25 protein-coding genes and 1 pseudogene are annotated in these 23,321 nt (G+C 63.2%); 5 read left to right on the top strand and 21 right to left on the bottom strand.

What is annotated here, in order from left to right; translation table 11 throughout:
• Nucleotide 1 precedes the first annotated feature (1 nt).
• The 9 genes and pseudogenes from lipA to eno form a co-directional block, all read right to left on the bottom strand.
• Nucleotides 2-967, bottom strand: a complete 966-nt coding sequence (lipA, locus tag LB529_RS06285) for a lipoyl synthase (protein WP_140843404.1) — start codon at nucleotides 965-967, stop codon at nucleotides 2-4.
• A 133-nt stretch (nucleotides 968-1,100) separates the two neighbouring features.
• Nucleotides 1,101-1,350 (bottom strand): annotated as a pseudogene (locus tag LB529_RS06290) (GlsB/YeaQ/YmgE family stress response membrane protein).
• A gap of 156 nt (nucleotides 1,351-1,506) precedes the next feature.
• Nucleotides 1,507-2,973: a dihydrolipoyl dehydrogenase gene (gene lpdA, locus LB529_RS06295; protein ID WP_224547552.1), complete on the bottom strand. Its 1,467-nt coding sequence runs from the start codon at nucleotides 2,971-2,973 to the stop codon at nucleotides 1,507-1,509.
• A gap of 27 nt (nucleotides 2,974-3,000) precedes the next feature.
• Entirely contained in the window at nucleotides 3,001-3,639 is a 639-nt protein-coding gene (locus tag LB529_RS06300) for an SGNH/GDSL hydrolase family protein (RefSeq protein WP_224710563.1), read from the bottom strand.
• Between the two features lie 130 nt (nucleotides 3,640-3,769).
• Nucleotides 3,770-5,137 carry a pyruvate dehydrogenase complex dihydrolipoamide acetyltransferase gene (locus LB529_RS06305; RefSeq protein WP_224710564.1) on the bottom strand — a complete coding sequence of 456 codons (1,368 nt, stop codon included), beginning with the start codon at nucleotides 5,135-5,137 and terminating at the stop codon, nucleotides 3,770-3,772.
• An 18-nt stretch (nucleotides 5,138-5,155) separates the two neighbouring features.
• Entirely contained in the window at nucleotides 5,156-6,550 is a 1,395-nt protein-coding gene (locus LB529_RS06310; RefSeq protein ID WP_224608843.1) for a pyruvate dehydrogenase complex E1 component subunit beta, read from the bottom strand.
• Between the two features lie 15 nt (nucleotides 6,551-6,565).
• Nucleotides 6,566-7,603, bottom strand: coding sequence for a pyruvate dehydrogenase (acetyl-transferring) E1 component subunit alpha (gene pdhA / locus LB529_RS06315; protein WP_095765469.1), 1,038 nt, complete (start codon nucleotides 7,601-7,603; stop codon nucleotides 6,566-6,568).
• A gap of 174 nt (nucleotides 7,604-7,777) precedes the next feature.
• Nucleotides 7,778-8,101: an FtsB family cell division protein gene (locus LB529_RS06320; protein ID WP_095765470.1), complete on the bottom strand. Its 324-nt coding sequence runs from the start codon at nucleotides 8,099-8,101 to the stop codon at nucleotides 7,778-7,780.
• Between the two features lie 157 nt (nucleotides 8,102-8,258).
• Nucleotides 8,259-9,533, bottom strand: a complete 1,275-nt coding sequence (eno, locus tag LB529_RS06325) for a phosphopyruvate hydratase (RefSeq protein WP_140843412.1) — start codon at nucleotides 9,531-9,533, stop codon at nucleotides 8,259-8,261.
• A gap of 201 nt (nucleotides 9,534-9,734) precedes the next feature.
• On the opposite strand from eno, the gene LB529_RS28970 reads away from it, so the two are divergent.
• A complete protein-coding gene (locus LB529_RS28970; RefSeq protein ID WP_263490149.1) occupies nucleotides 9,735-9,857 on the top strand; it encodes a hypothetical protein in 123 nt (40 codons plus the stop codon).
• A gap of 65 nt (nucleotides 9,858-9,922) precedes the next feature.
• Here LB529_RS28970 and LB529_RS06330 read toward each other — a convergent pair whose 3' ends face one another.
• The 6 genes from LB529_RS06330 to LB529_RS06350 all read right to left on the bottom strand — a co-directional run bounded on the left by LB529_RS06330 (nucleotide 9,923) and on the right by LB529_RS06350 (nucleotide 14,207).
• Nucleotides 9,923-10,288 (bottom strand): PRC-barrel domain-containing protein, encoded by a 366-nt coding sequence (locus LB529_RS06330; RefSeq protein WP_095765629.1) that lies wholly within the window; start codon nucleotides 10,286-10,288, stop codon nucleotides 9,923-9,925.
• Between the two features lie 136 nt (nucleotides 10,289-10,424).
• Nucleotides 10,425-11,270 carry a 3-deoxy-8-phosphooctulonate synthase gene (gene kdsA / locus LB529_RS06335; protein WP_224710565.1) on the bottom strand — a complete coding sequence of 282 codons (846 nt, stop codon included), beginning with the start codon at nucleotides 11,268-11,270 and terminating at the stop codon, nucleotides 10,425-10,427.
• On the bottom strand, nucleotides 11,267-12,139 hold the full coding sequence (locus tag LB529_RS06340) for a VOC family protein (protein WP_224710566.1): 873 nt from the start codon (nucleotides 12,137-12,139) through the stop codon (nucleotides 11,267-11,269). Before LB529_RS06340 ends, kdsA begins: the two co-directional genes overlap by 4 nt.
• 70 nt (nucleotides 12,140-12,209) lie before the next feature.
• A complete protein-coding gene (locus LB529_RS06345; protein WP_224710567.1) occupies nucleotides 12,210-12,500 on the bottom strand; it encodes a Dabb family protein in 291 nt (96 codons plus the stop codon).
• 102 nt (nucleotides 12,501-12,602) lie between these two features.
• A complete protein-coding gene (locus LB529_RS28975; RefSeq protein WP_263481783.1) occupies nucleotides 12,603-12,731 on the bottom strand; it encodes a hypothetical protein in 129 nt (42 codons plus the stop codon).
• A gap of 210 nt (nucleotides 12,732-12,941) precedes the next feature.
• A complete protein-coding gene (locus LB529_RS06350; protein ID WP_224710568.1) occupies nucleotides 12,942-14,207 on the bottom strand; it encodes an NAD(P)/FAD-dependent oxidoreductase in 1,266 nt (421 codons plus the stop codon).
• 173 nt (nucleotides 14,208-14,380) lie between these two features.
• Between LB529_RS06350 and LB529_RS06355 the strand changes: the two genes are divergently transcribed.
• The gene (locus tag LB529_RS06355) at nucleotides 14,381-15,040 is read left to right on the top strand and encodes a 5-formyltetrahydrofolate cyclo-ligase (protein ID WP_224710569.1); all 660 of its coding nucleotides are present in this window, start codon (nucleotides 14,381-14,383) and stop codon (nucleotides 15,038-15,040) included.
• Here LB529_RS06355 and LB529_RS06360 read toward each other — a convergent pair.
• The gene (locus LB529_RS06360) at nucleotides 15,037-15,510 is read right to left on the bottom strand and encodes an Lrp/AsnC family transcriptional regulator (protein WP_040982960.1); all 474 of its coding nucleotides are present in this window, start codon (nucleotides 15,508-15,510) and stop codon (nucleotides 15,037-15,039) included. The two genes, LB529_RS06355 and LB529_RS06360, sit on opposite strands and share 4 nt — an antisense overlap.
• 206 nt (nucleotides 15,511-15,716) lie before the next feature.
• On the opposite strand from LB529_RS06360, the gene ald reads away from it, so the two are divergent.
• On the top strand, nucleotides 15,717-16,832 hold the full coding sequence (gene ald / locus LB529_RS06365; RefSeq protein ID WP_140843422.1) for an alanine dehydrogenase: 1,116 nt from the start codon (nucleotides 15,717-15,719) through the stop codon (nucleotides 16,830-16,832).
• A gap of 432 nt (nucleotides 16,833-17,264) precedes the next feature.
• Here the strand turns inward: ald and LB529_RS06370 are convergent, their stop codons facing one another.
• The 5 genes from LB529_RS06370 to LB529_RS06390 all read right to left on the bottom strand — a co-directional run bounded on the left by LB529_RS06370 (nucleotide 17,265) and on the right by LB529_RS06390 (nucleotide 21,058).
• Nucleotides 17,265-17,732 (bottom strand): DUF1203 domain-containing protein, encoded by a 468-nt coding sequence (locus LB529_RS06370; RefSeq protein WP_224710570.1) that lies wholly within the window; start codon nucleotides 17,730-17,732, stop codon nucleotides 17,265-17,267.
• A 103-nt stretch (nucleotides 17,733-17,835) separates the two neighbouring features.
• The gene (locus tag LB529_RS06375) at nucleotides 17,836-18,399 is read right to left on the bottom strand and encodes a GNAT family N-acetyltransferase (RefSeq protein ID WP_224628479.1); all 564 of its coding nucleotides are present in this window, start codon (nucleotides 18,397-18,399) and stop codon (nucleotides 17,836-17,838) included.
• Entirely contained in the window at nucleotides 18,399-19,250 is an 852-nt protein-coding gene (gene sseA, locus LB529_RS06380; protein WP_224710571.1) for a 3-mercaptopyruvate sulfurtransferase, read from the bottom strand. Before sseA ends, LB529_RS06375 begins: the two co-directional genes overlap by 1 nt.
• A 30-nt stretch (nucleotides 19,251-19,280) precedes the next feature.
• Nucleotides 19,281-20,024, bottom strand: coding sequence for an alanyl-tRNA editing protein (locus tag LB529_RS06385; protein WP_224710572.1), 744 nt, complete (start codon nucleotides 20,022-20,024; stop codon nucleotides 19,281-19,283).
• Nucleotides 20,024-21,058 carry a cysteine synthase A gene (locus LB529_RS06390; protein WP_224710573.1) on the bottom strand — a complete coding sequence of 345 codons (1,035 nt, stop codon included), beginning with the start codon at nucleotides 21,056-21,058 and terminating at the stop codon, nucleotides 20,024-20,026. The genes LB529_RS06385 and LB529_RS06390 overlap by 1 nt, the downstream gene beginning before the upstream one ends.
• A gap of 191 nt (nucleotides 21,059-21,249) precedes the next feature.
• Between LB529_RS06390 and LB529_RS06395 the strand changes: the two genes are divergently transcribed.
• The gene (locus LB529_RS06395; protein ID WP_140843434.1) at nucleotides 21,250-22,098 is read left to right on the top strand and encodes an SDR family NAD(P)-dependent oxidoreductase; all 849 of its coding nucleotides are present in this window, start codon (nucleotides 21,250-21,252) and stop codon (nucleotides 22,096-22,098) included.
• Nucleotides 22,099-22,167: 69 nt separating this feature from the next.
• Nucleotides 22,168-23,157, top strand: coding sequence for an alpha/beta hydrolase (locus LB529_RS06400; protein ID WP_095765483.1), 990 nt, complete (start codon nucleotides 22,168-22,170; stop codon nucleotides 23,155-23,157).
• The last annotated feature ends 164 nt before the right edge of the window (nucleotides 23,158-23,321 follow it).

Raw genomic sequence — 23,321 nt, forward strand, 5'->3', positions numbered from 1 at the left:
GTCAGCTGGCCTTCGCGAGCTGCGCCTCGCGCGCCGCGCGCAGCCTGGCGAAATCCTCGCCGGCATGGTGCGAGGAGCGCGTCAGCGGGCTCGACGCCATCAACAGGAAACCCTTGGTCTTGCCGATGGTCTCGTAGGACTTGAACTCGTCCGGCGGGATGAAGCGGATCACCGGATGGTGCTTCTTCGAAGGTTGCAGATACTGGCCGATGGTCATGAAGTCGACATTGGCAGAGCGCAGATCGTCCATCAACTGCAGCACTTCGTTCCGCTCCTCGCCGAGGCCGACCATGATGCCGGATTTGGTGAAGATCGAGGGGTCGATTTCCTTGACCCGCTGCAAAAGCCGGATCGAATGGAAATAACGCGCGCCGGGGCGAACCGTCAGATAATTCGACGGCACGGTTTCGAGATTGTGGTTGAAGACGTCGGGCTTGGCGGCAACGACGATCTCCAGCGCGCCGTCCTTGCGCAGGAAGTCGGGTGTCAGGATCTCGATCGTCGTCGAAGGCGTTGCCTTGCGGATGGCGCGGATAACGTCGGCGAAGTGCTGCGCGCCGCCGTCGGCAAGATCGTCGCGGTCGACGGAGGTGATGACGACATGGCTCAATCCCATCTGCTTGACGGCATGCGCCACGCGCGCCGGCTCATCCGGATCGAGCGCGGTCGGGATGCCGGTCGCGACATTGCAGAAGGCGCAGGCACGCGTGCAGATCTCGCCCATGATCATGAAGGTGGCGTGCTTCTTGTCCCAGCATTCGCCGATATTCGGGCAACCGGCCTCCTCGCACACCGTCACCAGCTTGTGCGACTTCACGATCTCGCGCGTTTCGGCATAGCCCTTGGAAACCGGCGCCTTGACGCGGATCCAGTCGGGCTTGCGCAGCACCTCCTGGTCGGGCCGGTGCGCCTTCTCGGGATGCCGCGGGCGCGGCCGGTTGGCGATCGTGTCTACGACTGTGACCATCTCAAACCCTTCCCCTTCGCGGCCGCGATTTCGCCAGCCGCCTGTCTTGCGTCATCTAGGACTTTTCGAGACAAAGAAAAAGGCCGCGGCAGCGCATGCCGCCACGGCCATTTTCGCATAACGTTGGCTTCGGTCAGCGACGCACGAGCCGTCCGACGAAGATCAGCAGGCAGGCGCCGATGAAGCCGGTGATCAGATAGGCGACCCAGCCGACGCCGAACGACTGGATGTTGAGAGCCTGCAGGATCGCGTTCAGCACTATCGCGCCGACGATCCCCATGATGATGTTCATGAAGATACCGGTGTTGCTCTTCATGACCATCTCGGCCCGCCAGGCCGCCGACGATGATGGCTGCGATCCAGCCGACGCCATTCATATGCATGTGCCAATTCCTCCTCGATCAGGTGAAAATGCATCCGGATACGAACCGCCTTGCCGTCAGCTTTCTCCGGCTGCCGCGTGTGAGTCTCACCCGACCACGTTAGCACGGATTGGCCATCGATCACCGATTGATGACTTATCACCGATTGGTGGCTCATCAGGCGTTCAAAACGCGGCCATAGGCGTCGAGCACGCTCTCCTTCATCATCTCCGACAGTGTCGGATGCGGGAAGATCGTATGCATCAGCTCTTCCTCGGTCGTCTCTAGGTTCATCGCCACGACAAAACCTTGGATGAGCTCGGTCACCTCGGCGCCGACCATGTGCGCGCCGAGCAGCTGGCCGGTCTTCTTGTCGAAGATGGTTTTGACGAAGCCCTGGTCCTCGCCGAGCGCGATGGCCTTGCCGTTGGCGCTGAACGGGAAGCGGCCGACGCGGATGTCCTTGCCGTCCGCCTTGGCCTTCGCTTCGGTCAGGCCGACGGAAGCGACCTGCGGGCTGCAATAGGTGCAGCCGGGGATCTTCAGCTTGTCGATGGGGTGGACGCCCGGGAAATTGGCTATCTTCTCGACGCAGACGACGCCTTCATGCTCAGCCTTGTGGGCGAGCATGGGCGGGCCGGCGACGTCGCCGATCGCGTAGATGCCGGGCACATTGGTCTTGCCGTAGCCGTCGACGGCCACGCAGCCGCGGTCCGTCTTCACGCCAAGTGCTTCCAGGCCGAGATTCTCGATATTGCCCTGCACGCCGACGGCCGAGATCATGCGGTCGGCGGTGATCTTCTCGACCTTGCCGTCCTTCATCTCGACATACGCGGTGACCGAATTGGCGCCCTTTTCGACCTTGGTCACCTTGGCTTCGAGGAGGATCTTCATGCCCTGCTTCTCGAACTGTTTCTGCGCGAATTTCGAGACTTCGGCGTCCTCGACCGGCATCACCGCCGGCAGCAGCTCGACCACCGTCACATCGGCGCCCATGGTGCGGTAGAAGGAGGCGAATTCGATGCCGATGGCGCCCGAGCCCATCACCAGCAGCGATTTCGGCATTTCCTTTGGCACCATGGCCTCGAAATAGGTCCAGATCAGCTTGCCGTCCGGCTCGATGCCGGGCAGCGCGCGCGGCCTGGCACCCGTCGCCAGGATGATGTGCTTGGCCGTGTAGGTGCCCTCGCCCTTGACGCCTTTCGGCACCGGCGGCTGCGGCTCCATCGCCTTCTTCGCCGTCTTCGAAACGACGACCTCGCCCGGTTTGTCACCGGCTGGGGCTTTGGAAAGCTTCGCCTCGCCCCAGATGACGTCGACCTTGTTCTTTTTCATCAGGAAGCCGACGCCGGTGTTCAGCCTGAGCGAGACTTTTCGCGAGCGGTCGACCACGGCAGCGGTGTCGGGGATAATTTTACCGCCTTCAAGCTTCAGCCCGTAATCCTTCAGATGATCCGAATAATGCATGATCTCGGCCGAGCGCAGCAGCGCCTTGGTCGGAATGCAGCCCCAATTCAGGCAGATGCCGCCAAGATGCTCGCGCTCGACGATCGCCGTCTTGAAGCCGAGCTGGGCGGAACGCACCGCCGTGACATAGCCGCCCGGGCCTGAGCCGATGATGATGACGTCGTAGGATTCAGCCACGGGTTTTCTCCCTGATCTTTCTGAGGGTTAGAGCGAGAGCATGACGCGCACGAGCGGCGCCAGAGCCTTGCCGATGTTTCGCGTGTTCTCGGCATCGAGATGGACGCCGTCGAGCGGCGTGGTGGTTGCGACCGTGCCGGCGTCGAAGAAGCCGCAGCCGGCCTCGTCGGCCAGCGCCGAATATTGGGCCGCAAGTCGCCTGGAGGCGTCGTCACCGCCGGCGAACGTTTCCTTGAATTCGGCATTGTCGGTGCGTGTCACGACAGGCGGCGCGACAATGAGGATCTGCGGCGCCGGCCATTCGAACGGATAGTCATGGCCGCGCACGATATCGATCAGCCGCTGCACGCCTTGCTTGGCTGCGACCGGATTGCCGTGAATCCAAGGCTTCATGTCGTTGGAGCCGAGCATGACGATAACGAGATCGAGCGGCGCATGGCTGGTCAGGATCGTCGGCAGAATGCGGGCGCCATTGCGATCGGCGCCGGCCAGATGGTCGTCGAAGGCGGTGGTGCGGCCGTTGAGGCCTTCGGCGATGACTTCGACATCGTTGCCGAGTTCAGCCCCAAGCACACTCGGCCAGCGGTCCTCGAGCGCATGGCGGCCGAGATTGGCGGCGTCATAGCCCCAGGTCAGCGAGTCGCCATAACAGAGAATTGTCTTCATGCGATTGCCCCACCTTGCCGAAAGCTGGCTGCGAGCGCCTGCCGCCGGCGTGCGAAGAGCTCGCCGTCGGGATTGAAAATAATCAGGGTGAAAAGGCTGGTGAAGAATTTCCGCACCGCCTTTTCCCTTCTTACACCAGCATGCCCATCGGGTTTTCGATCAAGCGCTTGAAGGCGCCGAGCAGCTCGGCGCCGAGCGCGCCGTCGACGGCGCGGTGATCGGTCGACAAGGTCACCGACATCACGGTGGCTATTCTGATCTCGCCCTTCTTGACCACCGCCCGTTCCTCGCCGGCGCCGACCGCCAGGATCGTCGCATGCGGCGGGTTGATGACGGCGGCAAAGTCCTTGACGCCGAACATGCCGAGATTGGACACCGCCGTCGTGCCGCCCTGATATTCTTCCGGCTTCAGCTTGCGGCTCCTGGCGCGGCTTGCCAGGTCCTTCATCTCGTTGGAGATGACCGACAGCGTCTTTTCGTCTGCATGCCGGATGATCGGCGTGATCAGCCCGCCGGGGATCGAGACGGCAACGCCGACATCGGCGTGCTTGTGCTTGACCATGGCGTTCTCGGTCCAGGAGGCGTTGGCATCCGGCACCGCCATCAGCGCCATCGCCATGGCCTTGATGACCATGTCGTTGACCGAGAGCTTGTAGGCCGGAACCTCGCCCTTCTCGGTCTTCTTCATCGGGGCTGCGGCATTGAGCTGCGTGCGCAGCGCAAGCAGCGCGTCGAGCTCGCAATCGAGCGTCAAATAGAAATGCGGGATGGTCGACTTCGCCTCGACCAGGCGGCGCGCGATGGTCTTGCGCATGTTGTCATGCGGCACGAGCTCGTAGGAGCCTTCGGCGAACAGCTTCAGCACCTGGTCGTCCGACATCGGCTTGGCTGCGGTCGCCGGAGCGGACGGGGCGGCGGCGGGCGCCTTCGCAGCCGGAGCGCCGCCGGAAGCGATCGCCGCCTCGACGTCGACCTTCACCACGCGGCCATGCGGGCCGGAACCGGTCAGCGCCGTCACGTCGACGCCGGCATCCTTGGCGATGCGGCGGGCCAGCGGCGATGCGAAGACGCGATCGCCTGCGGCGTGGCCGTTGGCGACGGGAGCAGGCTCGGCCTTCGCCGGCGGGGGCGCCGCGGCGGCTGCTGCCGGCTTGGGCGCTTCCTTGGGCGGCTCGCCCTTCTGGGCATCAGCTTTCGGCGCTTCAGCCTTGGGCGCGGCGCCGCCGCCGCTCTTGGCAGCGGCCGCGGCATCCTCGCCTTCACCGGCCAGGATGGCGATCAGCGCGTTGACCTTGACGCCTTCGGTGCCGGCCGGAACCACCAGCTTGGCGACTGTGCCTTCATCGACGGCTTCGACCTCCATCGTCGCCTTGTCGGTCTCGATCTCGGCGATCACGTCACCCGGCGAAACCTTATCGCCTTCCTTGACCAGCCATTTTGACAGATTGCCCTCTTCCATGGTCGGGGAGAGCGCCGGCATGGTGATGTTGATTGGCATGATGTCCTCCCGACCGGCTCAGCGATAAGTGACGGCTTTGACGGCCTCGACGACTTCGCCGACGTTGGGCAGCGCCAGCTTCTCGAGGTTCGCCGCGTAAGGCATGGGAACGTCCTTGCCGGCAATGGTGATCACCGGCGCATCGAGGAAATCGAAGGCGCGCTGCGAGACCTGGTTGGCGATGTGGTCGCCGACCGAGTTCTGCGGAAAACCTTCTTCCACCACCACGAGACGGTTGGTCTTCTTCACCGAGGCGATGATCGTGTCGAAGTCGAGCGGCCGGACGGTTCTGAGATCGATGATCTCGGCGTCGATGCCCATGCCGCGCAACTCGGCTTCCGCCTTGAGTGCATAGGTCATGCCGATGCCGAAGGAGACTAGGGTGACGTCCTTGCCCTGCTTGTGGACACGCGCCTTGCCGATCGGCAGCACGAAGTCGTCGAGCTTCGGCACGTCGAAGGAATGGCCGTAGAGGATCTCGTTCTCCAGAAAGATGACCGGGTTCGGATCGCGGATCGCGGCTTTGAGGAGGCCCTTGGCGTCGGCAGCCGTATAGGGCATCACCACCTTCAGGCCGGGAATATGGCTGTACCAGGCGGCATAGCACTGCGAATGCTGGGCGGCGACGCGGGCCGCCGCACCGTTGGGACCACGGAACACGATCGGCGCGCCCATCTGGCCGCCGGACATATAGAGCGTCTTGGCGGCCGAGTTGATGATCTGGTCGATCGCCTGCATGGCGAAGTTGAAGGTCATGAACTCGACGATCGGCTTCAGCCCCGCCATCGCGGCGCCGACGCCGACACCGGCAAAGCCATGCTCGGTGATCGGCGTGTCGACGACGCGCCTCGGCCCGAATTCCTGCAGCAGGCCCTGCGTGATCTTGTAGGCGCCCTGGTACTCGGCGACCTCCTCGCCCATGACGAAGACATCGCCGTCGCGGCGCATCTCCTCGGCCATGGCGTCACGGAGCGCTTCGCGCACCGTGGTGGAAACCATCTCGGTGCCGGCTGGAATATCCGGATCGGCGGCGATCTCCGCCTTCGGCGCGGCGGCGACAGCGGCGGACGCCTCGCTTTTGGCCGAAGCTTGCGCCGGGGCCGGCGCGGCTTTTTCAGCCTTGGCGGGCTCTTCCTCGCCGATGCCTTCGCCGGCCTTGTCGACGTCCTCGCCGTCGACGGCAAGCACGGCGATGACCGCGTTGACCTTGACGCCTTCACTGCCGGCGGGAACCACAATCTTGGCCAGCGTGCCTTCGTCGACAGCTTCGACCTCCATCGTCGCCTTGTCGGTCTCGATCTCGGCGATCACATCACCGGCGACGACCTTGTCGCCTTCGTTCTTCAGCCATTTGGAAAGATTGCCCTCTTCCATCGTCGGCGACAGCGCGGGCATGAGAATTTCGATCGGCATGTCCTTGCCCTCTCCTTAGAGTACGATGTCGGTCCAGAGCTCGGACGGATCCGGCTCGGCGTCGTTCTGGGCGAATTCGGCGGCGTCGGCGACGATGTCGCGGACTTCCTTGTCGATGGCCTTGAGCTCGTCCTCGCTTGCCCACTTCTTGTCGAGCAGCCGCACTCGGACCTGCTCGATCGGGTCATGCTCGGAGCGCATCTTCTGCACTTCCTCCTTGGAGCGGTATTTCGCCGGGTCGGACATCGAATGGCCTCGATAGCGATAGGTCTGCATCTCGAGGATGAGCGGACCGTTGCCGGCACGGCACCATTCGGTCGCGAGATCGGCCGCCGACTTCACGGCGCGGACGTCCATGCCGTCGACCTGGATGCCGGGAATCTTGAAGGAAGCGCCGCGATGCGAGAAGTCGGTCTCGGCCGACGAACGCGACACGGACGTGCCCATGGCGTAGCGGTTGTTCTCGATAATGTAGATCACCGGCAGCTTCCACAGCGAGGCCATGTTGAAGCTTTCATAGACCTGGCCCTGGTTGGCGGCGCCATCGCCGAAATAGGTCAGCGAGACATTCTTGTTGTCGCGGTAGCGGTTGGCGAAGGCGAGACCGGTGCCGAGCGACACCTGCGCGCCGACAATGCCGTGGCCGCCATAGAAATGCTTCTCCTTGGAGAACATGTGCATCGAGCCGCCCTTGCCCTTCGAAAGACCGCCACGGCGGCCGGTGAGCTCGGCCATGACGCCGCGCGGCGACAGCTCCATCGCCAGCATGTGGCCATGGTCGCGATAGGCGGTGATCATCTGGTCGCCTTCGACCAGCGCCATCTTCATGCCGGTGACGACGGCCTCCTGGCCGATATAGAGGTGGCAGAAGCCGCCGATGAAGCCCATGCCGTAGAGCTGGCCCGCCTTCTCCTCGAAGCGGCGGATCAAAAGCATGTGCCGGTAGGCGGAAAGCTCTTCTTCTTTGGTGAAATCCGCCGGTTTGGGCGCTGACAGATTGGGCTGTTTGTCGGATCTGGATTTTGCGGGCGCTTTTTTGGCGGCGGTGGCCATGCGTCACTCCCTGTTGGCGTCTCTTCGCGGACATTCAGGGAGATCGATCGTCTCCCCACCGATTGCGGAAAGCTAACATGCAAGTATGCATTGCGCCATGCTGAAAAACGCATGGCTGGCATGCATCTAAGCGATTAGAATCATTGAAAATAAAGGCGATTAACCGAAATTCGGTTATTTCGTCGAGGTAGGCAGCATAATGGTGATTTCGTCCGGATGGGACAGATTGAGCGCCTTTCGGGCCTGCTCGTCAAGCATATCCTTCTCCAGCGTACCTTCATGCATCAGCTGGACACGGCGCTCGAAGTCGATCCGGCGCGCCTTCACGGCGTCAAGCTGGGCCTGCAATTCAACGGCACGGGCCTGCAGCCGATATTTGGAATAGATGCCGAATTCGCCGTGATAGGCGTGGAAGCCGAAATAGGCCAGGAAGAGCACGCAAAGCGAGGGGATGATCAGCCTGCCGGTGTTTCTCTGCTTGTGCTGACGTGTCCACATGACCCGAACCCTCGCGGCCGCGAACGCAAGCGGCCATGAATCGTATTTCGCCCGATTGTGCTTAATGGACGGTTACGGACGACCCTTATCGAGGATCGCCGGAACGAAAAAGGGCGGGAATGACCCGCCCCTTTCCAGACTGTCCGAACAGGCTGGATCAGCCCTTGACCACCGACTTGCCTGCGTAGCGCGCCTGCTTGCCGAGCTCTTCCTCGATGCGGATGAGCTGGTTGTATTTGGCCATGCGGTCCGAACGCGACAGGGAGCCGGTCTTGATCTGCCCGCAATTGGTGGCGACGGCGAGGTCGGCGATGGTCGAATCCTCGGTCTCGCCCGAGCGATGCGACATGACGGCGGTGTAGCCGGCCTTGTGCGCGGTCTCGACGGCGTCGAGCGTCTCGGTCAGCGAGCCGATCTGGTTGACCTTGACCAGGATCGAATTGGCGACGCCCATGCGGATACCGTCGCGCAGCCGCGCCGTGTTGGTGACGAAGAGATCGTCGCCGACGAGCTGGGTCTTCTTGCCGATCAGATCGGTCAGGATCTTCCAGCCTTCCCAATCGTCCTCGGCAAGGCCGTCCTCGATGGTGATGATCGGATAATCGGCAGCGAGCTTGGCAAGGTACTTGGCCTGCGCCTTCGGATCGCGGGTCTTCTTCTCGCCCTCATAGACGTAATTGCCGTCCTTGAAGAACTCGGTCGCCGCGCAATCGAGACCGAGGGCCACGTCCTCGCCGGGCCTGAAGCCTGCCTTCTCGATCGATTCCATGATGAAATCGAGCGCCGAAGGCGCGCTCTTCAGGTTGGGGGCGAAGCCGCCCTCGTCGCCGACATTGGTGTTGTGGCCGGCGTCCTTCAGCTTCTTCCTGAGCGTGTGGAAAATCTCGGAGCCCCAGCGCACGCCGTCGCGCAGGGTCGGCGCGCCGATAGGCAGGATCATGAACTCCTGGAAGTCGATCGGGTTGTCGGCATGCGCGCCGCCGTTGATGATGTTCATCATCGGCACCGGCAAGATGTGCGCCTTAGTGCCGCCGACATAGCGGTAGAGCGGCAGGCCCGCGGCTTCCGCCGCGGCCTTGGCGACCGCCAGCGATACGCCCAGGATGGCGTTGGCGCCAAGGCGGCTCTTGTTCGGCGTGCCGTCGAGCTCGATCATCGTCTGGTCGATATGGATCTGGTTCTCGGCTTCCATGCCGCCGATCGCCTCGAATAGCTCGCCGTTCACCGCTTCGACGGCGCGCTGCACGCCCTTGCCGAGATAGCGCGGCCCGCCGTCCCGGACTTCGACCGCCTCATGCGCGCCGGTCGATGCGCCCGACGGCACAGCGGCGCGGCCCATGGAGCCGTCCTCCAGCACCACGTCGACCTCGACGGTCGGATTGCCACGGCTGTCCAGGATTTCACGCCCGACAATGTCGATGATGGCGGTCATTTGCGATGTCCCCGATTGATCGATTGAAGCGTCGCGCCCCTCTTAGCCAAAGCAGAGCAAAAGGCAATCGGCGGGCCCCGCATTTATTGCCGCGGGCGTGATTCACGAAGCGCAATTTTCTGTCATCATAAGTCATGCGCGCTGTGTGACCATCTCATCTATGGTCGCGTTCGCGCGGGGCGAAACAGGAGGAGTTTCGCCATGTCCCAGTTGAGCGGTATCGTGAGTTTGTTCCTGATCGCGGCAGCGTTCCTGACGTCATGCGACGATCAGAAACCCCAGCAGAGCTCGGTGGAGCTATCGACTCTCAACGCGGCGGAGTAGCTAAACGTCAAAGGCCCCCGGCTTTGTGTCGGGGGCCGTTCGATTCCCAGCTTGCCGATCTGCGATCAATGCCAATAGGGCTTCACATGGTAATACTGGAATGAAGCATCGCGGGCGGCTTCGCCGTCAGCGCCGGTCAGCTCGTCGATCGAATAGGCGGGCGCGGCCTGAAGCTGTTCCTTGGTGAACGGCACGACGTAGCCGCCTCTGTCCTCGTCATAGTCGAGCGTCGCCCACGGAACGGCGTGGTATTTCTCGCCCATACCGAGAAAGCCGCCGAAGCCGATCACGGCGAACATAATGCCATTCGACATCTTGTCGAGCATCACGTCCTCGATGCTGCCGATGCTCTTACCTTCGGTGTTATAGACCGACGTGCCGATGACGCGCGAGGCGGCAATGGCTTCGGTATGCCCGGACGGAGTGGTCATGATGGTGCTCCTCTCGTTGAATGCCTGCACCGACAATGAGAGGAGCGCGCTAAGGTTCCCGACGATTTGCTCAGCTGTCGGTGAGGCAGCCCCCGCTCACCACAAGCCGGCGCAGGATCGAGGTCCGCCGCTGCAATCAGTGGCCCTTGGCAATGCGGTCGAAAGCCATCAGCTTTTCCAGCAACGCCGGCATATCCTTGAGAGGCACCATGTTGGGGCCATCCGAAGACGTCGAATTGTCCGGGTCCTGATGGGTTTCGATGAAGACGCCGGCGACACCGACGGCAACGGCCGCGCGCGCGAGCGTCGCGACAAAGCGCCGTTCGCCGCCGGAGGAGCCGCCCTGTCCGCCCGGCTGCTGCACGGAATGGGTGGCGTCGAAGATCACCGGGGCGCCGATCTCGGCCATGACCGGCAGAGCGCGCATGTCCGAGACCAGCGTGTTGTAACCGAACGAGACGCCGCGCTCGGTGGTGAGCACATTCGGGTTGCCGGAGCCGGTGATCTTGGCGACGACGTTCTTCATGTCCCAGGGCGCGAGGAACTGGCCCTTCTTCACATTGATGACCTTGCCGGTCCTGGCGGCGGCGACCAGCATGTCAGTCTGGCGCGACAGGAAGGCCGGGATCTGCAGGACATCGACATGGGGGGCTACGATCGCGCATTGCTCCTCGGTGTGAACGTCGGTCAGCACCGGCAGCGAGAACGCCTTGCGCAGATCGTCGAAGATCGGCATCGCCGCATCGAGCCCCGCGCCGCGCGTCGCCGACAGCGAGGTGCGGTTGGCCTTGTCGTAGCTGGTCTTGTAGACGAGGCCGATTCCCAGCCGTTCCGTCAGTTCCTTCAGCGCGCCGGCCATGTCGAAAGCGTGCTGGCGCGATTCAAGCTGGCACGGGCCGGCGATTAGCGACAGCGGCGCATTGTTGGCGAAGACGACCTTGCCGACGGTTACCGATGAATTGGGCGCCAAGGGCTTGCTCATGGGATCTCCCGGAAGATGAAGGCGGCGCCCTGCCCGCGCGCCGGAGGAACGACGATGTCAGTGCCGCTCATGTCGTGATCGATGGTCCCGGCCGCAAGCGCGTGCGCCGCTGTAGCTTTGTCGCGGATCGAGAAAATAACCGCCTCAAACCGTAAATGCGGTGAGGCTTCGGCCGCCAGGCCGAAGCGCCGCGCGTAGCTCTCGGGCGTGACCACGCTCAAGATTGCATTCGGCAACCGCACCATGTCGCCGTCTGCCTCCGACCCGGCGGCGATCGAGATCAATGCGATCTGTGCGGAAGGCACATCGCTGAAGGCGATCACTTCGACGATGCCGGTTACGCCATTGGCATGCGCCTGGAGCGCCGTGCGATCGATCTTCGGCGGGTTCACGCGCTCGCAGGCGAAGAGGAAGGCGTCCGTCGCTCCCTTGCCGGCCGCGAAGGCCAGCTTGAAGGATGCCGTGTCGCTCTTTCCGTTAGCATCTGTGAACGCGCGCGAGAAACGCAGCGTATCGCCGGCTGACAGATCGGCTTCGACAAAACGCATATGGTCGGCATCGGCATTGCCGGTTCCAAGCACGACGGCGGAAAAACCTTCATCGCCCAGTCGTTCGCGATAAAGGCGGTCGCGCGCTACGAAGACATTGCCGGCGGCAATCGCCTGTTCCGTCGCCTGCGCATCTCCTACCGCCAACGGCTCGAGATAGGTGCCGTCGGCGAAAAAGACGCAGGCATTCTCAGTGCCGAACGGGTGGATGCCCGTGGGGGCGACGACGAAGCCGAGCGAGGCCAGACGCGACCGCGCGGCATCGAGGCTCCGCGTCGGCAGCACGAGATGGTCAAGCGGATGGGCGGAGTTTCTGGTCATGCCGGCGCGGTGTGCCTCATTCCGGCCGGCGGTTCAAGAGCGGCGGCCCGACGGACCGTGCTCTGCCGCTTCAGGCAGCGGCCACGACATCGGCCGAATAGCGCAGTTCGCGCAGCGGCTTCACCTTGGTGGTCGTATCCGCATAAATCGGATGCGCCTTGTAAGCGGCAAGCGCCGCCTCGTCCTCGAACTCGGCATAGACGACGACATCGATCGCATTGGAGAACTGATCGACCTTGGTGTTGAGCGTCACCTCGAAATGCTTCGAGTGCGGAATCTTGCCGAGCGCCAGCAGGCCCGAGCGCACAGTCTCGACATGTTCCTTGCGCCGCACGCTGAAGAAAACGATGTGCCGGATCAAGCCAGCCTCCCTGGTCTTCGCTTCAGCGGCGTTTTTGTGGGAGCAATGCTCAGGCGTCAACCGGCAACGATGTCGCGCCCGTGACGCGAAACCGGCGAGACCTTACCCGGTAACGTAGCGCACAATGCGCGAGACTTCCCGCACGGTCACATCGAGGTAGTGGCCGCGATTGTAGAGTCCGTCCCAGAACAGGAAGAAGGTGATGGAGGCGATGACAATCACATAACGCATGGCTAAAACTATCCCATGCGGACGGCCGGAACCAGAGGGGGGAGCGACGGCAGTCATTCCAGTTAACCGCTTTTTGCCTGGCGCTTTCGGCCAACGGCGCCTGCGCAAGAGGGCCTGGCCGCAGAGTGCGAAGCCACGCTCTTGAGGCGACGGAATGAAACCGCGATCGGCCATCAAGCATCTCCGCTGCCGCAGGCGGCGGCCTGGGAATCAGCTTTTGTCCTCGTCGCCCTGCGTGATCAGGCGCGCGCTGCGCTGACCCGTAAAGTATATCCATAGCCAGCTAAGCGAGACCGCCAGGCGGTTGCGGAAATCGATCAGGAAATAGATGTGCGCTATGCCCCAGAGCCACCAGGCGAGCCAGCCGGTGAGCTTGATCCAGCCGAAATCGATTGCCGCGGCGCGCTTGCCGATCGTCGCCAGATCGCCGTCATGACGGTATTGGAAAGGACGCGTCGCCGTGTCGCCGGCAAGTCGCGCCTTGATCGTCGCGGCGACATGCTTGCCCTCCTGCTTGGCGGAGGGCGCCACACCCGGCACCGGCTTCCCATCCGGCCGCAGCACATGCGCGGTGTCGCCGATGACGAAAATGTCGGGACTGCCCGGCACGGTGAGGTCGGGTTCGACGATTACCCTGCCCGCCCGGTCGGCCGGCGCTCCCAGCCATTCGGCCGCCGGCGAAGCGGCAACGCCAGCCGCCCAGATGATCGTCCTTGCCGGCAGGCGCGTGTCGCCGAAGACGACGCCTTCGGCATCGAGGTGCGTGACCGGACGCCCGAGCTCGACGGTGACGCCCAGCCGTTCCAGCGCCTTGCGGGCATAGTCGGAAAGCTGCGGCGCGAAATTGGCCAGGATCCGGTCGCCGGCTTCGATCAGCACGACGCGCGCCTGGCCTGGGTCGATGTTGCGAAACTCGCCGCGCAACGTGTCGTGCGCGAGCTCGACAATGGTACCGGCAAGCTCGACACCGGTCGGCCCGCCGCCGACGATGGCCAGAGTCAGCAGCGCCTGGCGCCTGGCCGGATCGGTTTCGCGCTCGGCCTGCTCGAAAGCGAGCAGGATACGGCGCCGGATCGTCGTGGCATCCTCAAGCGTCTTCAGACCCGGCGCGAACGGCTCCCATTCGTCATGGCCGAAATAGGCGTGGCGGGCGCCGGTGGCGAGCACCAGCGTGTCATAGGGGATCGAACTGCCGTCCTCGAGCAGCACGCGCTTGCCGGCGCGGTCGACGCCGGTGACATTGCCGAGAAGCGTTGTCACGTCCTTGCGCCTGCGCAGAAGATGGCGGATCGGCCAGGCGACTTCCGAGGTCGCCAGCGACGTCGTCGCCACCTGGTAAAGCAGCGGTTGGAAGAGATGGTGGTTGCGCTTGTCGATCATGGTGATGCGCACGGGAGCTCCCGCCAGCGCGCGCGTGAGTTCAAGGCCGCCGAAGCCGGCGCCGACGACAACGACTTGATGCTCGGTTTCGCTCATTTCATTCCACCTCGCCAAAGTGCAATCCTACCGATGATGTAAGTATTTTTGTGCACTGCAACAATATTGCGCATGGCAACGGTCATGCCCGGGAGTCGTCGTGCGGCGTCGTGAATGCACATGCGGTCGCACAGGTGCGAGTATAGCGTGAAACAAAACGACAGGAGCCAAGCATGGCTGACAAACACGACGACGAAGGCCAGGCCCAATACGCCTCACCGCCCTGCTTCATGCACGAACTCGACCCGGAATACCGGGAGCCGCTCTCCGACTGGACGGATGTTCGGCGATGGCGCAAGGCCGAGCGTGAGCGGCTCATCACCGGGCGCCTCGCCGTTTCAGCCGATGCGCGCGCCGCGATGTCGGCACGCATCGCGGAAGGCCTCGACGCGCTGATCGGCGACATAGCCGGCCGGATGGTCAGCCTCTTCTGGCCGTTTCGCGGCGAGCCGGATCTGCGTGGCTGGATGGCCTCGATCAACGAGCGCGGTGGGCGCACCGCGCTGCCCGTCGTCATCGAGAAGGGGCAGCCGCTGGTGTTTCGCGCCTACAAACAGGGCGACCGGCTGGAAAAGGGCGTGTGGAACATTCCGATCCCGGCCGAGGGCGACCCGGTGCTTCCCGACATCGTGATCTCGCCGATCGTCGGCATCGATCCAGGCAACTATCGGCTGGGTTATGGCGGCGGCTTTTACGATCGCACGCTTGCCGCAATGCCGTTCAGGCCGCTGGTCATCGGCGTCGGCTACGAATTGCAGCGCATTCCGACCATCTACCCGCAGCCGCACGATATCCCAATGACTACTGTGGTGACCGAAGCCGCAGCGGTTTAAGCCATCTCAGGCCGCAGCCCGACCGCCGTGCGATCGACGATCTCACGCAGCGCGAAGGACGAGTTGATCTTGGTCACGTGCGGCATGGCCGACAGCCATTCCTTGTGGATGCGCTCATAGTCGACGAGATCCTTCGCCGCGATGCGCAGGATGTAGTCGTATTCGCCCGACATCAGATGGCAGGAGAGCACGTTCGGGCAGCGCTTGATCGCCGCCTCGAAATCCGACAGCGTCTTTTCGAATTGCCCCGACAGCGATATGTGCACGATCGCCGTCATCTGGTGGCCGAGCGCGGAATTGGACAGCCGCGCGTGATACCCGCGGATGGTTCCGGACTTCTCCAGATTGTCGAGCCGGCGCGAACAGGCCGATTGGGAAAGGCCGACCTTCTCCGCGAGCGCCGCATTGGGGATCCGGCCATCCTTCTGCAAAGTCTCCAGAATGGCGATATCAATCCTGTCGAGCCGCATTTTTCGTAGTTCCTGCGAATTTCAAGTCATTTTGCGCAACGATTATCGAAGAGCGACCATTGCCGCAAGTGCATTCGCAAACACATACGGAGGGATTCGTGGTTGACTGCGGTTACTGCGTGTCCACCCTCCGCATTTTCGACCCGGTGACATGCACGAGCGACAGTGAGAGCGCCCCCTGAAGGGCGCGGACAGGGAGAAGAAAAATGCGTGTCGGCTGCCCCAAGGAAATTAAGAACCATGAATATCGCGTCGGCCTGACGCCGGGCTCTGTCCGCGAATATGTCGCGCATGGCCATGAAGTGCTGGTCGAGACCGGCGCTGGCGCCGGCATCGGCGCCGACGACAACGCCTATCGCGCCGCCGGCGCCACTATCGCCAAGACGGCCGCCGACGTGTTCGCCAAGTCCGACATGATCGTCAAGGTCAAGGAACCGCAGCCAAACGAATGGGTCCAGCTGCGCGACGGCCAAATCCTCTACACCTATCTTCATCTGGCTCCGGATCCGGAGCAGACCAAGGGTCTTCTTGGCTCGGGCGTCACCGCGATCGCCTATGAGACCGTGACCGACGACCGCGGCGGCCTGCCGCTGCTCGCGCCGATGTCGGAAGTCGCCGGCCGCCTGTCGATCCAGGCCGGCGCGACTGCGCTGCAGAAGGCCAATGGCGGCCGCGGCGTGCTGCTCGGCGGCGTGCCCGGCGTGCTGCCCGGCAAGGTCACCGTGCTCGGCGGCGGCGTTGTCGGCCTGCATGCGGCCAAGATGGCGGCCGGCCTCGGCGCCGACGTCACCATCATCGACCGCTCGATCCCGCGTCTGCGCCAGCTCGACGACATCTTCGGCGGCCGCGTCCATACGCGCTACTCGACCGTCGAAGCGCTGGAGGAAGAATGCTTCTCGGCCGACGTCGTCATCGGCGCCGTGCTGATCCCGGGCGCCGCCGCGCCCAAGCTCGTCACCCGCGAAATGCTTTCCGGCATGAAGAAGGGCTCGGTGCTGGTCGACGTCGCGATCGACCAAGGCGGTTGCTTCGAGACCTCGCATGCCACGACGCACGCCGATCCGACCTATGAGGTCGACGGCGTGATTCACTATTGCGTCGCAAACATGCCTGGCGCCGTGCCGGTCACTTCGGCGCACGCGCTCAACAACGCGACGCTGCACTATGGCCTGCAGCTCGCCGACAAGGGCCTCAAGGCGCTGGTCGACGACCACCATTTGCGCAACGGCCTCAATGTTCATAAGGGCAAGATCACCAACCGCGCCGTCGCTGAGGCGCTGGGCTACGAAATGGTCGAACCGAAGGCGGTCCTTGCCGCCTGATAATTCGCAACGATTTCCTTCAGTCGCCCGCCGGGTCATTCCGGCGGGCTTTTTTCTTGCGCGGAAACTGCGCTTCCGTCGAAAAATCCGGTCAACAAAAAAGCGGAGCAAAAAGCCCCGCTTCCTCGACTGTCGCGATCTGCCGCCGGTCCATCCGCGGTCGACACATCGCAACCACTGCTTTTTAGCGCAGTAGTACGACGAGAATACGACGGCCTTGCAAATGCGCCTCTTTTCGCTCTTCCGCCATTATGCGGCCTTGTGTGAAATGCTTCACATTCGCTCGACGAGAAAGCTGCCTAGAGACGGACCGTTACTGGCGGTCTGAGCTGCTTGCCGGGTCGGGCAAGTCCGGCCCGGACGGCACTGGCCCGACAGCTTCTGTCAGACCCTCCAACGGCCCGCCCGACCATCGGCGGGCTTCTTTTTTGGTCATGCCCGCTCGATGCGGCATTGATAGCAATTGTTGCGGGCCGAGCGGACATGGATGTAGGCGATGTCGTCGCGCCCAAACAGCGTCCGCGCGCGGGCGGCAATCTCCCTGGTCGGCGTGACGGCGCCGCTGCCATAAACGATGCGATCGTCCCTGCCGTAACCCCTGACGATATAGTCGCTGCTTTCGAGCATCTCCGGCAGCGCATCCCCTTCGGCTGCGCGCTCGCATTCCTCCGCATGCAGGAAGATTGGGCCGGTTTCGGCATAGGGCTGCAGTTCCGGAAACGGGCGGTAGGCAACGATCAGATAGCCGTCACCCTCGGCGACGTTCCTGAGGCAATGTCTGCAAGGCACGCCGTCGCCGTCGGAGATGCGGTGCTCCGGGGTGCGGCCGTAGGCATCGGGCCCTCCCCGCTGCAAGGCGCGCACGGCTTCGGTCGGCAAGGCTTTGAACTGGATGCTCATGGCAGATCTCCGGTGTCGATCTCCGGAAGCTATGCCTTGGCGATAGTGCCTCCCACCCGATTCCTGACTGGCGGAACCGTTTCTCACTAGTCCTGGAATTGCTCTAGTCTCGCATGACGCTGGCCGAGCGCTCGGCGAAGGTCAGCGGATGCACGACCTCTTTCTTCTGCGCCACCGGCGTGAAGCCGAGCTTCTGGTAGAGCGGCAGAGCCGCCGGATGGTCGAGGGTACAGGTCTGCACGGTGACGCGCCTTGGCCCATGCGCCCAGGCGGCCGAGATCGCGGCGCCGAGGAACCAGCGACCGATGCCCTGACCATGCGCATGCTCCATCATGCCGAAATAGGCGAGCTCCACCTCGTCAGGCAGATGCGGCTTCAGGTCGAAGAAACCGGCGGGAGCGCCGTCGAGATAGAGCACGCGGATGTCGCGGTCCTCGCGGTGCAAGCCGGCGGCAAGCTCCTCGTCGCTCAGCCTCAGCACGTTGACCCAATGCCATTTGCGCCCGACGCGATCCATCAGATAGCGGTAGAAATGGAGCGGGATATCTTTCGTCTTCAGCAGCGCGATCTGGCGATTGTAGGGGATCGGCGGTGAAACCGCCGGCGCCGCATGCATCTCCAGGAAAGTGACCGTGACATCGATATCTTGCAGCGCGCCGTTTTCCATCATTCTTTCCCCGTCACCACCGGTGTGGCGCTGAGACTGCCCCACTCAGCCCAGGATCCATCGTAAAGCCGGTTGTCGGTGTGGCCGAGCGTCTCGAGCGCCAGCGTGATCGCCGCCGCCGTGATGCCCGAGCCGCAGGACGTCACGACCGGTTTCGACAGGTCGATGCCGGCATCCTCGATCACCTTGCGCAGACGGTCCTTGGGCAGCAGCTCGCCATTCTCGGCTAGCGCCGTGACCGGAACATTACGCGCACCCGGCATATGGCCCGAACGGACGCCCGGACGCGGCTCCGGATCCGTTCCGGCAAAGCGGCCGGCCGAGCGCGCGTCGGCGATCTGGCTCTCATGGCTGCCGACGATCCTGCGCATCTCGTCGAGGCCGACAACACGTCCGGCATCGAAATCGGCATAAAAGACACTCGGCGCGATTTTTGTCGGCTCGGCCGTCACAGGTCGCCCCTCGGCCTTCCAGCGATCGATGCCGCCGTTCAGGATGTAGACCTGGAACACGCCCATGACGCGGAACATCCACCAGGCGCGCGGTGCCGAGAACAGGCCGGGCCCGTCATAGACGACGATGGTGTCGTCAGCCGAAACGCCCATGGCGCCGACATATTGGGCGAAGTGCTGCGGCGATGCCAATGTGTGCGGCAGTTTCGAATCCGGATCGGAAACTGCGTCCTGGTCGAGGAAGCGCGCTCCGGGAATGTGGGCGGCATCGTATTCGGCGCGGGCGTCGCGCTTTTGCGCCGGCAGGTACCAGGAGGCGTCGATGATGGTGAGACCCGGCTCGCCAAGTCGCTTTTCCAGCCAATCGGCGTCGACGATGAAGGGACTGTCCTGCGCCATTTTATTCTCCTGCCCCGCCCAGCTTTAACGTCAGTTCGCCGGCATCGGTCCGAATCGGATGCGGAAGCGCCGGTTCTCGCGGCCTTTCTTCTCGATTTTGCCGATATGAATCTCGCCAACCTCGCCGGTCGACCTCACATGCGTTCCGCCGCATGGCTGGCTGTCGATCGAGCCGTCGTCGCCGATGCAGACCAGGCGGATCTTGCCGGTGCCGACCGGTGGGCGGACGTTCTTCGATTTGACCAGGCCGGGATTGGCGGCGAGTTCCTCGTCGGTGATCAGCCGGGTGAAGATCGGATGGTCGGCGCGCACCAGCTCCATCAGCCTCGCCGTCACATCCTCCTTGGTGAAGCCGGCGTCGGGAATGTCGAAGTCGACGCGGCTGTCGTCCTCTGCGACCGCTGCCCCGGTGATTGGGAAAGGGCAAACGACAGTCAGCAGGTGACAGGCGGAGTGCATGCGCATCAGGAGGTGCCGCCGCTCCCAGTCGATCAGGAGTTTCAGCTTTTCGCCGACCGCGGGCAGCGCCTGCTCCGGCGCCGGCACATGGACGATCTCGTCCTTGGTCTCGCCGGTGATGGTGGCGGCGATCGCGATGCGGCCGCCATCGGCGCGCTCAAATATCCCGGTGTCGCCCGGCTGCCCACCGGACGTTGCATAAAAGACTGTCCGATCGAGAAGGATGCCGCCACGATCGTTGATCGCGACGACCTCGGCCTCCGCCGTCTTCTGATAGGCGTCGTCGCGAAACCGCGCCTCGGTTTTGTACGCCATCATGCCACCTTTTCGAACGGCACTGAAATATCGGCTTTTTCTTCCATCCAGCCCGGCACCGGAAGGTTCTTGCCGCGCAGGAACTCCGGATTGAAGAGCTTGGCCTGGTAGCGCGTGCCGTAGTCGGCAAGGATCGTCACGATGGTGTGGCCGGGTCCGAGCTCGCGCGCCAGCCGCACGGCTCCGGCGATGTTGATGCCGGTCGAGCCGCCGACGCAGAGCCCCTCTTCCTGGATCAGGTCGAAAATGATGGGCAACGCTTCCTCGTCCGGGATCTGGTAGGAGAAATCCGGCGTGAAGTCTTCCAGATTGGCGGTGATGCGGCCCTGGCCGATACCTTCGGTGATCGAGCTGCCATCGGATTTCAGCTCACCGCTGGTGTAGAAGCTGTAGAGGGCGGCACCCAGCGGGTCGGCGAGTGCGATCTTGACGTCCTTGCTCTTGCCCTTGAGCCCGAGCGCGACACCCGCAAGCGTGCCGCCGGAGCCGACGGCCGAGACGAAGCCATCGATCTTGCCGCCGGTCTGGGCCCATATCTCCTGGGCAGTCGTGCGGACATGGCCGTCGCGATTGGCGACATTGTCGAACTGGTTGGCCCAGATCGCGCCGTTCGGCTCCGAGCGCGCCAGTTGCTCGGCAAGCCGGCCGGACAGTTTTATGTAATTGTTTGGGTTCTTGTAGGGCACGGCGGGCACCTCGATGAGCTCCGCGCCCAGGATCTTGATCACGTCCCTCTTTTCCTGGCTCTGCGTGTCGGGAATGACGATCACGGTGCGGTAGCCGAGCGCCTTGGCGACCAGCGTCAAGCCGATGCCGGTGTTGCCGGCAGTCCCTTCCACGATGAGCCCGCCGGGCTTGAGCAGGCCGCGCTGCTCGGCGTCGCGGATGATGAACAGGCCGGCCCGATCCTTCACCGATTGCCCCGGATTCATGAACTCGGCCTTGCCGAGGATCTCACAGCCGGTCGCTTCCGAAGCCTTGTTGAGCCGGATCAGGGGCGTGTTGCCGATCGCTTCGATCACAGAACGGGGCATGCGGGATTCCTTTATGTGTGCGGCGAGACCCTAAAAACCGGACGCCCCGGTTTCAAGGTAAGATTTTGTCTGGTCCAGTCGCATTCTGGACGCTGCAACGCTTGCGATCATTTCAACGCCAAGCGCAAAAGCGCTCTTTTCATTCGATTTCTTCGCCGCTACAGCAAGCCCGAACATTCGCAGGACATCGCATGACACTCTACCGGGCCAATCCGAAGGATGGTGTCGCCTGGATCACGGGCGGCAGCAGCGGACTTGGCCGCGCTTTGGCCAAGGATCTTGCCAATCAAGGCTATGCCGTCGCGGTGACCTCTCTGCCCGAAGATCCGGCCGACACGCTGGTCGTCGAAACGGCGCAAATGTCCGGACATGTGAAATCCTTTCCCTGCGACGTCACCGACGAGCAGGGCATGGCGCGTACGGCCGCCGCAATCGAGGAGCAGATGGGCCCCATCGTGCTTGCCGTCTTCAACGCCGGCAACTACATCGCCACCCCCGGCGAGAATCTGGTTGTGCGCGATTTCCACCGCTCCTTCGCCGTGAACTATTTCGGCATCGTCAACGGCGTGGTGCCTGTCGTCGAGCATATGCGCGTGCGCGGACGCGGCCATATCGTTCTGGTGGGATCGGTCACCGCTTATTCGGGCTGGCCGACCACGGCGGCCTATGGCGGCACCAAGGCCGCGATCAACATCCTGGCGGAGTCGCTGAAATACGATTTCGACAAGATGAATATCCGCATCCAGGTCATCAACCCGGGCTTCGTCGACACGCCGCTGACGGAAAAGAACAGGCTGCCGATGCCGGGCCTCATGCCTGTGCATCGCGCGTCGCGCCGCATGGCTCGCGGCATCCGGAAGGGCGGCTTCGAAGTCACCTTCCCGTACCACATAAGCTTGCCGTTGAAGGTGCTCGGCCTGTTGCCGCGGCCGATCGGCCGCTTCGTCATCGGGCTCACCACCCACTGGTGGGGACGGCCATTGCATTTCGATCGCAGGCTGCCTGGCGACAAGAACCCATCCCGCGACAAGGCGGCATAAACCGGCGAAACGGCGATTGCCTGCCGGCGGGTACGGCCATAGGTTGAGAATCATTGCTTGGAGACTGTAATGGGGCGGCGGATCGTGCTGACGGTGCTTGGCCTTGCAGTCGTCCTGATAGCCGTTTTCTTCCTCGGTCCACGCGTGCCGGTCGACACCACAATCCGGTTCAATCCGTCGGCGATCGGCGACGATCCGCAGGCCTATCTGGCGCGCGAAGAGGCTGCCGTGCCCAACATCCGCGACGGCCTCGACAAGGAGATCATCTGGGCGAACCCGATGGTCCATGCCAAGACGCCCTTGGCCATCGTCTATATCCATGGCTTTTCCGCCTCGAAGGGCGAGGTCCGCCCCTTGCCGGACGACATTGCGAATGAATTGGAGGCCAACCTCTTCTACACGCGCCTGACCGGCCACGGCCAGGACGGCGGGGCCATGGCGCAAGGCAGCGTCAATGCCTGGATCAACGACTATGAGGAAGCTTTGGCCATCGGCCGTGCCATCGGTGACAAGGTGATCGTCATCGGGACCTCGACCGGCGGCTCGCTCGCAGCATGGGCTGCAACCCGGCCGGATGCATCGGACGGTGTCGCTGCTATTGCATTCATATCGCCGAATTTCGGCGTCAAGGCCTCCGGCGCCGAGGTTCTCACACTACCCTGGGGCCGGCAGATCGCCGAGCTTGTCGGTGGCAAGGAGCGCAGTTTCCCTGCCCGCAACGCGCTGCACGAGAAATTCTGGACCACCAAATATCCCATGAGGTCGGTGCTGCCGATGGCGGCGCTCACCAATCTCGCCTATGAGGCGCCGGTCGAGAAGGCGAAAATCCCTGCCCTGTTCATCTTCTCGGATTCCGACAAGGTGGTGCGGCCCGACCGGACGCGCGAGATAGCTGGGCGCTGGGGTGCGCCGCATGAGCTGGTGCCGGTCGACGACACCGGCGATCCGGACAATCACGTCATCGCCGGCGATGTGCTGTCGCCGCAGACCACAGCCTTCCTCACCCAGCGTATCGTGGTGTGGGTGAAGGCGTTGATGCAGCAGCAATCAGGCCAGTGAAATCAGGCCAGTGAAATGGAAAAAAACGGCCGAAGCATCGCTCCGGCCGTTCCTGTTCGCGTGGTTCTGCTAGAGCATGATGCCGAAAAGTGTGGAGCGGTTTTCGGACGACATCATGCTCTATGTCTTTGATTTAGAGCCGGATTCAGATTTCAGCTCGACTC

It is taken from the genome of Mesorhizobium sp. CA5 (genome assembly GCF_020165105.1).
In the GTDB taxonomy this organism is placed as follows: Bacteria; Pseudomonadota; Alphaproteobacteria; order Rhizobiales; family Rhizobiaceae; genus Mesorhizobium.